15 protein-coding genes are annotated in these 13144 nt (G+C 32.1%); 6 read left to right on the top strand and 9 right to left on the bottom strand.

Translation table 11 applies throughout. The annotated features are described in order from the left end of the window. Nucleotides 1-21 precede the first annotated feature (21 nt). A complete protein-coding gene (locus tag ACE193_RS09450) occupies nt 22-690 on the bottom strand; it encodes a hypothetical protein (protein ID WP_375562735.1) in 669 nt (222 codons plus the stop codon). 146 nt (nt 691-836) lie between these two features. Next, nucleotides 837-3428, bottom strand: coding sequence for a heavy metal translocating P-type ATPase (locus ACE193_RS09445; protein WP_375562734.1), 2592 nt, complete (start codon nt 3426-3428; stop codon nt 837-839). A gap of 318 nt (nt 3429-3746) precedes the next feature. Here ACE193_RS09445 and ACE193_RS09440 point away from each other — a divergent pair, with 318 nt between their 5' ends. Continuing rightward, the gene (locus ACE193_RS09440; RefSeq protein ID WP_375562733.1) at nt 3747-4235 is read left to right on the top strand and encodes a transposase family protein; all 489 of its coding nucleotides are present in this window, start codon (nt 3747-3749) and stop codon (nt 4233-4235) included. On the opposite strand, the gene ACE193_RS09435 is transcribed toward ACE193_RS09440, so the two are convergent. The 3 genes from ACE193_RS09435 to ACE193_RS09425 are packed head-to-tail and all read right to left on the bottom strand — an operon-like array spanning nt 4188 to nt 5289. Further along, the gene (locus tag ACE193_RS09435; RefSeq protein ID WP_375562491.1) at nt 4188-4565 is read right to left on the bottom strand and encodes a hypothetical protein; all 378 of its coding nucleotides are present in this window, start codon (nt 4563-4565) and stop codon (nt 4188-4190) included. The two genes, ACE193_RS09440 and ACE193_RS09435, sit on opposite strands and share 48 nt — an antisense overlap. Before the next feature lie 32 nt (nt 4566-4597). Further along, entirely contained in the window at nt 4598-4756 is a 159-nt protein-coding gene (locus ACE193_RS09430) for a hypothetical protein (RefSeq protein ID WP_375562490.1), read from the bottom strand. Then, entirely contained in the window at nt 4738-5289 is a 552-nt protein-coding gene (locus ACE193_RS09425; RefSeq protein ID WP_375562489.1) for an ISAs1 family transposase, read from the bottom strand. The genes ACE193_RS09430 and ACE193_RS09425 overlap by 19 nt, the downstream gene beginning before the upstream one ends. A 91-nt stretch (nt 5290-5380) precedes the next feature. Between ACE193_RS09425 and ACE193_RS09420 the strand changes: the two genes are divergently transcribed. Then, nucleotides 5381-5869, top strand: a complete 489-nt coding sequence (locus tag ACE193_RS09420; protein WP_375562732.1) for a transposase family protein — start codon at nt 5381-5383, stop codon at nt 5867-5869. On the opposite strand, the gene ACE193_RS09415 is transcribed toward ACE193_RS09420, so the two are convergent. The 3 genes from ACE193_RS09415 to ACE193_RS09405 all read right to left on the bottom strand — a co-directional run bounded on the left by ACE193_RS09415 (nt 5854) and on the right by ACE193_RS09405 (nt 8012). After that, nucleotides 5854-6561 carry a hypothetical protein gene (locus ACE193_RS09415; RefSeq protein ID WP_375562731.1) on the bottom strand — a complete coding sequence of 236 codons (708 nt, stop codon included), beginning with the start codon at nt 6559-6561 and terminating at the stop codon, nt 5854-5856. The two genes, ACE193_RS09420 and ACE193_RS09415, sit on opposite strands and share 16 nt — an antisense overlap. A 32-nt stretch (nt 6562-6593) precedes the next feature. Then, nucleotides 6594-7055, bottom strand: coding sequence for a hypothetical protein (locus tag ACE193_RS09410; protein WP_375562730.1), 462 nt, complete (start codon nt 7053-7055; stop codon nt 6594-6596). A gap of 129 nt (nt 7056-7184) precedes the next feature. Further along, the gene (locus tag ACE193_RS09405) at nt 7185-8012 is read right to left on the bottom strand and encodes an alpha/beta hydrolase-fold protein (RefSeq protein WP_375562729.1); all 828 of its coding nucleotides are present in this window, start codon (nt 8010-8012) and stop codon (nt 7185-7187) included. Nucleotides 8013-8090: 78 nt separating this feature from the next. On the opposite strand from ACE193_RS09405, the gene ACE193_RS09400 reads away from it, so the two are divergent. From ACE193_RS09400 to ACE193_RS09385, 4 genes are all read left to right on the top strand, one after another. After that, nucleotides 8091-9551, top strand: coding sequence for an aldehyde dehydrogenase family protein (locus tag ACE193_RS09400; RefSeq protein WP_375562728.1), 1461 nt, complete (start codon nt 8091-8093; stop codon nt 9549-9551). A 210-nt stretch (nt 9552-9761) separates the two neighbouring features. Beyond that, nucleotides 9762-10496, top strand: coding sequence for a YiiX family permuted papain-like enzyme (locus ACE193_RS09395; protein WP_375562727.1), 735 nt, complete (start codon nt 9762-9764; stop codon nt 10494-10496). A gap of 298 nt (nt 10497-10794) precedes the next feature. Continuing rightward, on the top strand, nt 10795-11469 hold the full coding sequence (locus ACE193_RS09390) for a Spy/CpxP family protein refolding chaperone (protein ID WP_375562726.1): 675 nt from the start codon (nt 10795-10797) through the stop codon (nt 11467-11469). A gap of 242 nt (nt 11470-11711) precedes the next feature. Next, nucleotides 11712-12047 (top strand): zinc ribbon domain-containing protein YjdM, encoded by a 336-nt coding sequence (locus ACE193_RS09385; protein WP_375562725.1) that lies wholly within the window; start codon nt 11712-11714, stop codon nt 12045-12047. Nucleotides 12048-12216: 169 nt separating this feature from the next. On the opposite strand, the gene sucD is transcribed toward ACE193_RS09385, so the two are convergent. Further along, nucleotides 12217-13104: a succinate--CoA ligase subunit alpha gene (sucD, locus tag ACE193_RS09380; RefSeq protein WP_375562724.1), complete on the bottom strand. Its 888-nt coding sequence runs from the start codon at nt 13102-13104 to the stop codon at nt 12217-12219. Nucleotides 13105-13144 lie beyond the last annotated feature (40 nt).

Genomic DNA, 13144 nt, shown 5'->3' with positions numbered 1-13144 from the left:
AAACTACAAAATAGTTCTCTATTATTTATGGATTTTGTGGTTTGTTTGTCGAAGAGCGTAACGTTTTATTTTTCTCAACCTAATTTTCTGAACAAAAAAAACTAAAATCAATGCTAAAAATAAAACAGGATAAATTACACAAAAAATGAAAAAATTGATTTCGTAATATGATAAACCTAAAATATTAGCAAAATTGATAATAAAATCGGTGCAATAAAAATAAACTTTTGCTATAAAATCATTTATGAAACTACTTGTCAAGAATAAAAATAAAGTATTTTCTTTTCTCAATGATTGAGCATTTTTAATTTTCCGTTGTAAAGACAATGATTTGATGAGCAAATAATACATCAAAAGAGGAATCAGAATCACTAAAATTATAATATTTGCAATTCTATATTTTCCTGTTCTTTGTAAAAAATGAATCACTCCAAAGTAAATTGGGTCAGTAAACTCAAAGTAATTTTGAAGAATTTTGACATGATTATTTTTGCAATAATTTTCTATATTATGACATGCCCACGAACATTTTTTAGTGGATTTTATGGCTGAATTTATAGCTATGATTCCTTGTTCTTGAAAAGGTTTTTCTGTAATGGTTGATCTGATGGCTTCATTTATTGCTATCATTAACAAAAAAGGGAAAAATAATAAGGCTATATTTCTGAGGAAAATGAGAAGTGATTTCATATAGTGCATTTTTATAAAAACTTTGTCAGTAGTTTTTGGTAATCCAAAATAACTCTGACAATAGTTTAGTGCAGAAGTGCTTATTTTTCAAACTATTGACAGCCTCTGAAGAGGTCTGTCAAAGTTAGAAAAATACTATAATGTTTTTACAATTTCCTACCCAAAATCCAAGTCAAAAACACACCCATTCCCACCACAGTAATCGAAGACAAAGGCATCAGAATAGCTGCCACGATAGGGGAAAGCGTTCCACTTATAGCAAAACTAAGTCCGACCAAATTATAACAAAGGGAAATCAGAAGACCAAAACGAACTACCCAAATCGTTTGGCGAGCATAACGCATAAACTTCGAAAGTTTTGGTAAAGATTCGGCTCTCAAAATGGCATCACAAGCAGGAGAAAATTGTTCTTGATTTTCACTAACAGCAATTCCAAAATCAGATTGTTTCAGTGCGCCAGCATCGTTTAATCCATCACCAATCATAAAAATTGATTGATTTTCGTCTGTTTTAGTCGTCTTTAAATTTTTCAAAAACTCTAGTTTGTCTATTGGTTTTTGATTGAAGTGAATGTTTGTTTCTCCAAAAATATTCACAAAACGCATTTTTTCACGCTCTGTATCGCCTGAAAGCAAAGAAAGTTCAAAATCCTCTTTTTTAAATTTTTCTAAGAGATTCAACGTATTTTCTCGTAATGGATTTGAAAGTTCGAAATAACCTTTTATTTCATCATTTTTAGTTACAAAAACTACTGATTTTTGGTTCTCGTTAATACTGTTCAACTCTGAGGAGTTGAACACACGATTATTCATTCCTACAAAATTAGCATTTCCAATTTTCCAAGTATCAAAACCTATTTCATTTTTAGGATTCTGAATTTTGGCTTGTGTTCCTGCACCAATTTTTTCCTCAAAATCATAAATAATTCCTTCCCCATATTTTGAAATGGCTGCATAAATTGCCTTGCTAATTGGATGCAAAGATGCAGAAGAAAGAGCAGCTAGAGCTTGTTGGTCTTCGATGGTTAAATCAGAATTATTATTTTTTAGACTATTTTTTTTCCAAATTGCACTTGGTGTAGAAGTAGTCAGCGTTCCTGTTTTATCAAAAATTAGATGTGCCTTTTGAGAAGCCAACATTTCGATAGAATCTGTATTTTTTAAGAAAAACAACTTTTTAGCCAAAATTTGTCTAGCATTTCCGAAGGCAAAAGGTGCATTTAGAGCCAATGCACACGGACAAGCCACAATCAAAACCGACGTAAAAACATTGATAGCAACCTGCCAACCTTCAGCATACAACCAATAGGAAGCACTTCCAAAAGCAACCAACAAAACAAAAATCGTAAAATTTCTGCCCCAACGCTGCGTTAGATTTTTGAGTAATTTTGAGTTGTCTTTATCAAATGTATCACTATTCCAAAGTTGCATCAAATAACTTTGAGAAACTGTTTTGAGTAATTTTATACGCAACGGTTCGCCCCATTGCCGTCCTCCTGCATACAAACGCTGCCCTTTTTCGCATTTTACTGGTTCGGATTCGCCACTCACAAAACTATAATCTATCTGCGCTTTTCCCTCTAAAAGTTCGCCATCAGCAGGAATAAGTTGTCCATTTTTTACAATCACAATATCATTAATCTTTAAATCAGATAAAGAAATTGATTTTGTAGTTTTCTTAGTTTTATCAGAAATAATATGTTTGGTGGGGACACCAAACAGGGCAGAGTTATTTTTATCATCTATTTCCAAAAGAGCAGCCAAAGGAAAATAAGATTGATAATCTCTTTCAAAAGAAATGCTATCAAAAGTACGACGTTGAAACCATTGCCCAATTAAAAGAAGAAAAATCAAGGCAGCCAAAGAATCCAAATAGCCAGCACCTGTTTGGCTCAGAATTTCAAAAATACTTCTTCCAAAAAGAGCTGTTATTCCTAGTGCAATCGGAATATCAAAATTGAGGGTTTTGTGTTTGAGCGCATAAAAAGCATCTTTAAAATAATTTGCACCACTAAAAAAAACAACAGGAAGCGACAATAAAATATTCAAATACCCAAAAAAACGAGGAAAATCATCTTCTGCAATCGGTAAACCCAAATATTCGGGAAAACTAAGCAACATCAAATTTCCAAAACAAAAACCTGCTACTCCCAAACGAAGCAGAAAATTAGGTGGTAAATTATCCGTTTTTTTCTTGTTTTTAGATTCTAGTTTTAAGTCTGGCGAATAACCTAATTTTGTGAGGTTTTCTACTAAAGTACGAAGCGAAATTTTATCACTATAAAAACTAACATTTGCCTCTCTACGCAAATAATTGACTTTTGAATCTTGAATCCCTTCAAATAAATGTGGAAGTTTTTCCAACAGCCAAACACAAGAAGCACAATGAATTTGAGGTAATTTGAAGGTAATGCGTGTAAAATTTCCATCTGTAAAATCTACAAGTTGGCGCATCAATTCCTCATTATCCAAATAAGCAAACTGTTCTGGGTTTTCTATAATTGAACTAGGCGCAATTCCTGTTTTTTCAAGATTATAATAATTATCTAAACCATTTTTTGTCAGAATATCATATACCGTTTGGCAGCCAGTGCAGCAAAAAGAATGCTCCTCAAACTCAATTGGACTTGAAGGACAATCATCGCCACAATGATAACAAGCTGCTTTTTGAGCTTTTTTGTTTTCTTGTTTATTTTGATATACATTTTCTTTTGGATGATTTTCTAGTAGTGTCGCCATAATCTTGATAATCAAAAATGCTAAAGTTAGATTTTAACATTACAAAATTACCTTTTAAAAAGGGCTTAAAAAATGAAATTTATCAGCTTTTTGGGTGGTTTTGATTATATAATTGTAATGTTAGACATGCTTTTTACACAAGCGTTTGATTAGGGTTGTTTTAAAAAAGTTATCTCTTCAACAGTATAAACAGGAAATTCGGAGTTTTTATATCGTTCATCTCTATTACATTCATTGCCTTCAAAACACTTTTTGAGTTCTAAATTAGACTTTAAAACGTAAATTTTATTATATTAGCGGTCATTTTATCCTTACTTTATGATTGATTTACCTAACTTACGTAAAAAAGAAAAGCCTTTTATGGCTCTTACTAGCTTGACTATCAAAGAGTTTGATGAGTTATTAGCTACTTTTTCTCCACTTTGGGAAAAACATTATATGTATTATGACCTCAAAGGAAAGGCTAGAAATAAGCCCACCTTCCGAGAACACGCAAAAATACAACTAAAAGGTAGTGAAATGAAACTTTTTTTTATCCTTTACTACTTGAAAAACAACCCTTTACAGGAATCTTTAGCTCTTACTTTTGATGTTTCTCAAGGAAAAGTTAATCAATGGATTAACAGCCTTCTTCCCATTTTAAAAGAAAGTTTAAGAAAAATTAATGTATTGCCTGCAAGAAATGAATCGGAATGGACAATAAAACTTGCAGATCGTGTTGAAGAAGCAGGTAAAGCCTTAGAGTTATGGGCAGTGATGTTAAGTTCTCTTTTTAAAGCATATTTTTTGAAACTGTGTACGAAATAAAATTTGGTTATACATTACATTTTCAGAATATTTATCTATTAGGAAATTGAGTGCTATAGTATTGAAAATAGCTCTATTTACTGCATGTTTACTATTTTTAACTTTGTTATCATCCTGTTTGAATACAATATCTTTATTTCTGTGTGCTTTATTTTCAATATCCCAATGCCCTCTAATACCTACATTAAATGACTTGGCTGAGAATCCCTCTTCTAGTTTTTTATTTGAAACATAATAACGACGAGTAGGAGTTACTTTAGTAGGTTCAATAACTGTTTTATAAATTACGATAATTGTTTCAATGCACTGCCATTCTTTCACTTTTTGCACATAATCGTAGCAGTAGCATTGCCAAGTTGTTTTTATGCCATTCTTTTTTTTTCTATAATGTGAGTGTCTCTATGAGTAGTAGTAAGTAGTGTAGTTTCTAAACTAGCTAGTAACTTTGGAGTATTTCCTTTTACTTGAACTGTAAAGTCATTTCCACTAGCGACAATACTTTTTAATGTTTTTTTTGGCAATGTAGAGCATCCAATGTAAACATTAAGCCTTTGTCTTTCAAATTCTTAAGTAGTAACTCTAAAACTATTTTAGCTTCTGATTCTTGTTTATCTTTATTCATATAATCTTTCAATAAAATACTCAAACCTGTTTTTTGACAAAATAAACTCACTACACTAACATAATCTTGTTTGCTTGTATGAGAAGAACTAACGGTAGAACATAGAGTTTGTCCATCTCCTGCTATCCAATCTCCTTTTTCTAATTCCGAATGAGAAAGCATAACAGTATTAAAAGAGGCTGCAAAAGATAAACTATCTAAATAAGATAAAAAAGTATGAAAAGTGCCATAACTAGGAGTACCATGTTTTAAATCAAAATAATCTATAAATACGTCTTGATAAGAAATACAAAAAGTAGCCATTTTACGACTACTCTCATAGCCACAAGCAATACTCAAAAAAATCATCCACATCATAGATTCAAAAGAGTAACGCTGACCTTGACTTCTACGGCTATCTTCCATGTTTCTGATAAAGTCACTAAATTCCATAAACCAAATTTTATTCTGTCAATAAAAAAACAAAAATACAAAATCAATTAGAACTTAACATCACTGGAGTTATGGATAGATGGAAGCGAACGTGAAATTCCTCGTCCCTCCGATTACAAAGCTCAAAAAGAAGTATATAGTGGAAAAAAAAAAGCACACTATAAAAAATACTTTAGTTACAGATAAACATCAAGAGGTAGTTTTTTTAGGAGATACAGAAACAGGAAAAGTACACGATAAACGTTTATTAGAAGAAGATGATATTACCTTTCCTGAGGGAACTATTCTTCATCAAGATACTGGTTATCAAGGTCATAGACCTAAAGGTGTCCTTATTGAGCAACCCAAAAAAAAGCCTAGAGGAAAAGAATTATCGGAGCAGGACAAGGCTGAAAATAGTAAAAAGTCTAGTCGTAGAGTACGTGCAGAACACAGCATAGCAGGAGTAAAAAGACTTAGAATTGTCTTAGATGAAATCCGATTGTGGGGAGAAGAGGTAAGAGACCAAGTCATGGAAATTGCGTGTGGTATTCATAATTTAAGGGTAAAGACAAGAATAACCTATCAAAAATTATCGTAATAAAGTCTATTATATAATTTTCCTTCTTCAAAAAAGCCCTCTTTTTTAAAATCTGGACACATGACCACGCCAAGAAAAATAGTTTCTACTTCATTGCTTTTCTCAATTAGCTTAAATTTATAAGTTTCAAAAACAGTAACAAACCCACAAGCTATAATTTCCCACTCCGACATTTCTATAATTTCTGCTTTTACTTTTCTTAGACGATAAATCTTTTTAAAGAAAATAGCTTGTTCTAAATCTGTAATTCTCCATTTTTCTGTTTCCGAAATTTTCAAAAACTCTTCTACCTTTTCTTCTTTAATTTTTGTAGGATTCAACAAATTATCTTTCCAGTATTTTATTTCTACAAAAGTAGTATTTGTAATTGTATCAAACTCTTTGATGTAGCAAATTTTAGATTTTATAGTTTTTTCATTTGTAGGAAAATAATAAATAACTCGCTTCTTGGGCTGATTGACAAAACTAATTTGAGTTTTGAGAAGTAAATCATTTTTATAAAATGTAGTTAGTTGTACAAGCTCTTCTTCAAGATAAAAATCTAAAAACAAAGTATCCACCGAACTAGAATTGATTGCTTTCTCAATAGAAACTAAGTGATTTTGAAGTGCTTTTTCAGATTGTGTTTTTGAAATAAATGCAACAGAAAGTAAAGTAAAAAAGAGAACTAGACAGAGTAAATTATTTTTCATTTTAGATAAACTGTTTTTTTTGCTTTAGTATTTCATTTTAACCACTTACTCAAAATAATTCTTCCATCTAATAAAATAGGAACATATTGATAAAATCCTCTTTCATCGTACACAAACTTTGCAATTATTACCCAGTTTTTATTTCCTTCTTCTTTAAAAATTATTCTTTCAAAACTTATTTCCGTTAGAATATACTCCTTACTTGAGTTTGGAGAATAATACCGATTTTCTAAATATAACTTCGCATTAGTTGTAACTTCTTCTAAGTCAAGTTTCATTTCACTAAGTGAAGGCAAACTATCTAAAAGGCTTTTATCTATACCCCAAATTTCAGTTGTTTCTGTTTTGCTACCAGAAGATAAAACTGCATAGTAAGAAGTTGTATCTGAATAGTCGCATTTATAGAATTTCAAATGACTAATATTTGGTCTTTGAGCAAAAACACAAGACATTGATACCAAGAAAAAGGAAAAAAACAAGAGTAAAAAGCGCATAAATCAAATAATTATTTTTTGAATGACAAGTATTTTATTGAAAAAATGTAGTTGCATAAGTTCCTCTAAATTTTATTTCTCTGTGTTCTCTGCGAACTCTGTGTTTAAAATGTATTTCGTATATATTTTTTACAAACTCTTCTCAAAAAGCCACTTCCACATCTTTTCATCTTCATAAGCAGGTTTCCAACTTCCATGTCTGACTTTCTCATATTCTGTATAATGAATATCATTATTCCCTGTCTTTTTTAGAGCCTCTACCATATTTCGGCTGCGTTGTGGTTTTACGGTTTGGTCTAATGCGCCATGAAAAGCCCAAATCGGCATATTTTTTAAAGAATCAGTCGTTTTTTCATCTGCACCTCCACAAATAGGAACAATAGCTGCAAACTTGTTTGGAAAACGAGCAGCCAAATCCCACGTTCCATATCCTCCCATAGATAAACCTGTGAGATAAATTCTAGTCGAATCTATTGGTAATTCTTTTTCTAATTCTTCCAAAAGCTCAACCGTCAAATTCATATACTTGCTCATTTCTTTAGGTTGATTGTGCGAATCTGCCGACCAATCTACTTCTACCCATTTATTATTTTTTTCGCATTGAGGCACAAGTACAAAACATTCATAGTCTTTTCTGTTTTTTTCTTGCAATGCCCACGCTCCTATATGCTTGACTGTAAGCGAACTATCCCCACGTTCGCCTGCGCCATGAAGGAACAAAACTAAAGGGTATTTTTTGTTTTTATCATAATTTTTTGGAAAAAGTAAACGATAAGCCATCGAATCCGTTTTATTTGTAGAGTTATTATGCATGACGAACAGCTTATGTTCGAAAAGTTCGTATCTTAGTAGTTGAGCTTCTGTTTGTTGTCCCAAAACGGGAACTGACAAACTAAGCGCAAAAACACATAATAACAGACACACAAAGGCAGAAAAAGAATATATTTTATTTTTCATAGAAAAAAATAGTTAAACCCTAAGGGTTTCTGAAAACCCTTAGGGTTTGTTTGGAAATTCTTACAATATTAAAACATTATGAGCGAAATTCAAGCCGAAACCGTTTCTTCATCAAATACAGAAACTAATTTCAAAACACAAATAGACCAAATTTTTGAAGCACAACAAAACAACCGTTGGGCAGTAGCCAAAACAACAACAAAAGAACGCATCGAAAAACTAAAAAGGTTACAAGATGCACTTTTTAATTATCGTGCAGCTTTTCATCATTCTTTGCGTCAAGATTTTGGAAAACCAGAAGCCGAAACAGATTTATCAGAAATTTATCCTACTTCAAACGAAATAAAACATGCTGTTTCGAATCTTGAGAAATGGATGAAAGACGAATCTGTAAGCACTCCGACGGCTCTTTTAGGTTCAAAATCGTATATTCGTTACGAAGCAAAAGGAGTTTGTTTGATTATTGCACCTTGGAATTACCCAGTAAATTTAATCTTAATTCCTCTTGTTTCGGCGATTGCAGCAGGAAACTGCGTTATTTTGAAACCTTCTGAATATACGCCAAATACTAATACAGTTATGGCACAACTGATTAAAGAAGTGTTTGCTGAAAATGAAGTTGCTTTTGTGGAAGGCGAAGTAGAAGTTTCTAAATATTTGACAGAGCAACCATTTGACCATATTTTCTTTACAGGAAGTACAGCCGTAGGAAAAGTAATTATGAAAGCAGCAGCCGAAAACTTGACTTCTGTAACACTTGAATTAGGTGGGAAATCGCCAGTTATTGTTGATGAAACAGCAAATATTAAAGAAGCAGCTAAGAAAATCGTTTGGGGTAAATTTTTAAATGCAGGTCAGACTTGTATTGCTCCTGATTATGTATTAGTTCATGAAGACATCGAACACGAACTTATCCAACAAATGCTCAAATATTTGAGTGAGTTTTATGGACAATCTTCTGGCGAGCGTTTGGATTCTCCAGATTATGCACGCATTATTAATGAAAAACAATACAAAACGCTGGTTGAGCTTATTGGTAAAGCAAAAGGACAGGGTGCAGTTATTCATACAGGAGGAACAGTGGTAGAAGAGCAGCGTTATATTGCTCCTACGATTATGTCAGAAGTTCCATTGGACTCAGAAGTAATGCAACAAGAAATTTTTGGTCCTATTATGCCAGTTATTCGTTACAAATATCTAAATGATGCACTAGATTTAATCAATAAAAAAGACAAACCTTTGGCATTGTATCTTTTCTCACAAGAACGCAAGACGATTGATAATGTACTTGCTTCTACTTCTTCGGGTGGAGTTTGTATTAATGATACTGTTATTCATTATTTCCAACATAATTTACCTTTTGGTGGAGTTAATCATAGTGGAATTGGAAAAGCACATGGTATTTTTGGGTTTAGGTCATTTTCTAATGAGCGTGCTGTTTTGGAACAACCAACTCGTTTTAGCGCACCTCAACTGATGTATCCTCCTTACAAATCAGAAGTTCAGACACTTATTGATTTTACAGTGAAATGGATTTAATATAGCTGATACTTTCCAAGTGTCAGAAATATAAATCAAACCTATTCTTTCTTTTTTGAGAGAATAGGTTTTCTGTTTTCAAGTACAAATAATAATTCCAAAATGGCTACTATTACAAATAACTTTCAACAAGACAAAATACATCAAAAATAGAACTCTCTAAAACAGGTTGAATCCAAGAGAGCAAATAAAAAACTTATTTTATAATTTATGATTCTCTCAAAAAATCTTTATTTATGCAGCCTATTCCTATTATTTCTATCTTGTCATTCTGAAAAAACAGAAACAAAGACTGAAATTCAAAAAGAAATAGTTGTAAATAAGTTAGAAGAAAAAACAGAAACTCAAAAACAAAATGTAGAAAACTCGTCATCTACAAAAGTTCTAAAAGAAGGTGATATTATTTTTCAAACTTCTACATCTTCACAAAGTAAAGCAATTCAACTGGCTACAAAATCAAAATATAGCCACGTCGGAATTATTTTTAAAGTTAAGAAAAATGGCAGCAAGAGTGATAATTTTGTGGTTTTAGAAGCCGTCGAACCTGTAAAGTTTACACCTTTAAAAGAATGGGTAAAACGAGGTAAGAATGCTCATTTTGTCGTAAAACGGTTAAAAAATGCTGATGAGATTTTGACAGATGAAGCCATACAGAAAATGAGAGGTGTGGGAGAAAATTTAGTAGGCAAAAACTACGATTTATATTTTGAATGGTCTGATGAAAGAATTTACTGTTCTGAGTTGGTTTGGAAAATATACAAAGAAGCCTTAGATATTGAAGTAGGAAAACTAGAGAAACTAGCTAGTTTTGATTTGAATAGTAAAACTGTAAAAGATAAAATGAAAGAACGATATGGTAATAAAATCTCTCCTGCTCAACTTAATGAAAGAGTGATTTCTCCTGCTGCTGTTTTCGAATCTGATGAGCTTATTTTTGTAAAATAAAAATTATCAAACTTTTTTTAAACCCTAAGAATTTTTGAAATTTCTGAGGGTTTTTGATTTTTATATTAAACCTTCCTTTTTCAGTTGTATCTAATCCTACGAAAAGTGAAAATAGAAAAGTGAAATTTCTAAATAAATCATAAAAGAAAAAATCAAATTAAACCTTCACTTTTTAGTTGTATCTAACCTTACGAATACCAACCAATAAAACAACAGAAAAAATGTTGTGTAAGTATTCAAAATCTATTCACTAAAATTATATTTCAAAAAATAATTTAATCTTAAATTTCAATCAATTATGAAAAATATTCAAAAAATCGCTTTATCATTCACTCTTGCTTTCACTTTATTCTTTGCTTTTTCAGTTTCTTCATTTGCACAAGAACATGAAGGCAGACATGGAAAACACGACAATCACGAAGCAAGGTTAGAAAAAATGAAAACAGAACTTGGTCTTTCTGATGCTCAAGTAGAACAAATAAAAGCTCTTCATGAGAAGAAAAAAGAAAAAAGTAAAGCTGATAGAAAAGCCAACCGAGAGGAGTTTAGAGCAGAGGTAAATAAAATCTTAACTCCAGAACAACGCAAAAAAGCAGAAGCCTTGCATGCAGAACACAAAGACCCAAATAAAAGAGCCGAAAAACGTGTAGAAAAATGGAAAACAGAACTTTCTTTGAGTGATGCACAAGCTACAAAAGTAAAAGCTGCCTTAGTTACGAAAATGACTAAAATGCAAGCATTAAGAGAAGCAGCCAAAGACAAGGGAGATGATGAAAAAGTAGATAAAATAGAACGAAAAGCCATCAAAACAGCCTTCGAAACTGAACTAAAATCTATTCTTTCAAGTGAACAGTTTGCTAAATACGAACAAATAAAAGCAGAGAAAAAAGGTAAACATGGCAATCACAAAAAAGGTAAACATGGACAGCCTAAAAGAGAAGTAAAAGATATTAATCCTCCTATTGAGCATTAATCTTAATTTTGTCTTCCGAACTAAATAATAAAAAATGTCATAATTCTAAATTAGAGTTATGACATTTTTATTTAGAAAAATTGCTTTTTAGGAGTCTGCTGTGTGTGATTTTATGAAAGGTTGAATTGCTCTTTACCTAAAAACTCTTTTTTATAAGGTAAAAACTGAAACACAAAACCAAAAAATGGTGTAAATTTGGGATAAATAAAAAAACGTCTAGTAATCCCTAAAAATTTTAAGAAATGCAAAAATGCCCAAGTTGTGCTTGTCCGTATGGATATGCTGTAAGTGATGATTTATATAACTGTCCTGAATGTGCTTTTGAATGGAATCCGAATGAAACGAAGGAAGTAAAAGAAGAAGAGGAAACAGTAAAAGATGCCAACGGAAATCTTCTACAAGATGGAGATGATGTTGTGATTGTGAAAGATTTGCCAGTTAAAGGCGCACCAAAACCTATAAAAGCAGGTACAAAAGTCAAAAATATCAGAATTGTAGAAGGTGACCACAATATAGATTGCAAAATTACTGGGTTTGGAAGTATGGCTCTAAAATCTGAATTCGTAAAAAAAGCCTAGAGAAATTACAAGTGATAAATGGAAAACATTCTATACATAGAAACTATTTTTAGTTGGTCTAGTCTTTATGATTTTTCCATCATTGCTAATATTTCCAAAAAAAACAAAAAAAGAGAGACTGTCCGAAAAGGACAGTCTCTCTTTTTTGATAAAAATTTGTTTGTAAAAACTAAGCATTAGCTGTTTCTAAAACATCTTTCATTGTTTTTCCAATATTTGCAGGAGAATCTACTACATGGATTCCACATTCACGCATAATACGCATTTTTGCTTCGGCTGTATCATCTGCACCTCCGATAATTGCACCTGCGTGTCCCATACGTTTTCCTTTTGGAGCTGTTTGTCCAGCAATAAAACCAACAACTGGTTTTTTATTGCCTGTTTCTTTAATCCAACGAGCAGCATTTGCTTCTAAGTTTCCACCAATTTCACCAATCATGATAATTGCTTCTGTCTCATCGTCATTCATTAAAAGTTCTACAGCTTCTTTTGTAGTTGTTCCGATGATTGGGTCACCACCGATTCCGATAGCTGTAGAAATACCTAAACCTGCTTTTACTACTTGGTCAGCAGCTTCATACGTCAATGTACCTGATTTAGAGACGATTCCGATTTTACCTTTTTTGAATACAAACCCTGGCATGATACCTACTTTTGCTTCATCTGGTGTAATTACCCCTGGACAGTTAGGACCTACCAAACGGCAATCTTGTTTGTCCATTACATACGCCTTTGCTTTTACCATATCTTGTACAGGAATTCCTTCTGTAATCGCAATAATTACTTTAATTCCAGCATCAGCAGCTTCCATAATAGCATCAGCAGCAAATGCAGGGGGAACAAAAATAATTGAAGTATCAGCTTTTGCATCTTCAACAGCATCAAGAACTGTATTATAGACAGGCAAACCTAAATGGAAAGTTCCACCTTTTCCAGGTGTAACTCCACCTACTACATTTGTTCCGTATTCAATCATTTGCTCTGCGTGGAAAGAACCTTCTTTTCCAGTAAAACCTTGAACAATAATTCTAGAATCTTTATTTACAAGTACGCTCATAGTCTGTATATTGATTTTTTGTGAGTGTAAAAAATGATAT

The sequence above is a fragment of the Bernardetia aquimarina genome (assembly GCF_042180575.1).
Taxonomy (GTDB): Bacteria; Bacteroidota; Bacteroidia; order Cytophagales; family Bernardetiaceae; genus Bernardetia.
Note: the sequence above shows the minus strand (reverse complement) of the source record. Positions and strands in the feature narration are given on the sequence as shown.

Excerpts from the sequence above, each read along its gene's own strand:
- ACE193_RS09400 (WP_375562728.1), top strand. The coding sequence starts at position 8,091 with ATGAGCGAAATTCAAGCCGAAACCGTTTCTTCATCAAATACAGAAACT.
- ACE193_RS09390 (WP_375562726.1), top strand. The coding sequence starts at position 10,795 with ATGAAAAATATTCAAAAAATCGCTTTATCATTCACTCTTGCTTTCACT.
- ACE193_RS09395 (WP_375562727.1), top strand. The coding sequence starts at position 9,762 with ATGATTCTCTCAAAAAATCTTTATTTATGCAGCCTATTCCTATTATTT.
- ACE193_RS09410 (WP_375562730.1), bottom strand. The coding sequence starts at position 7,055 with ATGCGCTTTTTACTCTTGTTTTTTTCCTTTTTCTTGGTATCAATGTCT.
- ACE193_RS09405 (WP_375562729.1), bottom strand. The coding sequence starts at position 8,012 with ATGAAAAATAAAATATATTCTTTTTCTGCCTTTGTGTGTCTGTTATTA.
- ACE193_RS09385 (WP_375562725.1), top strand. The coding sequence starts at position 11,712 with ATGCAAAAATGCCCAAGTTGTGCTTGTCCGTATGGATATGCTGTAAGT.
- ACE193_RS09445 (WP_375562734.1), bottom strand. The coding sequence starts at position 3,428 with ATGGCGACACTACTAGAAAATCATCCAAAAGAAAATGTATATCAAAAT.
- ACE193_RS09425 (WP_375562489.1), bottom strand. The coding sequence starts at position 5,289 with ATGGAATTTAGTGACTTTATCAGAAACATGGAAGATAGCCGTAGAAGT.
- ACE193_RS09450 (WP_375562735.1), bottom strand. The coding sequence starts at position 690 with ATGAAATCACTTCTCATTTTCCTCAGAAATATAGCCTTATTATTTTTC.
- ACE193_RS09440 (WP_375562733.1), top strand. The coding sequence starts at position 3,747 with ATGATTGATTTACCTAACTTACGTAAAAAAGAAAAGCCTTTTATGGCT.
- ACE193_RS09415 (WP_375562731.1), bottom strand. The coding sequence starts at position 6,561 with ATGAAAAATAATTTACTCTGTCTAGTTCTCTTTTTTACTTTACTTTCT.
- sucD (WP_375562724.1), bottom strand. The coding sequence starts at position 13,104 with ATGAGCGTACTTGTAAATAAAGATTCTAGAATTATTGTTCAAGGTTTT.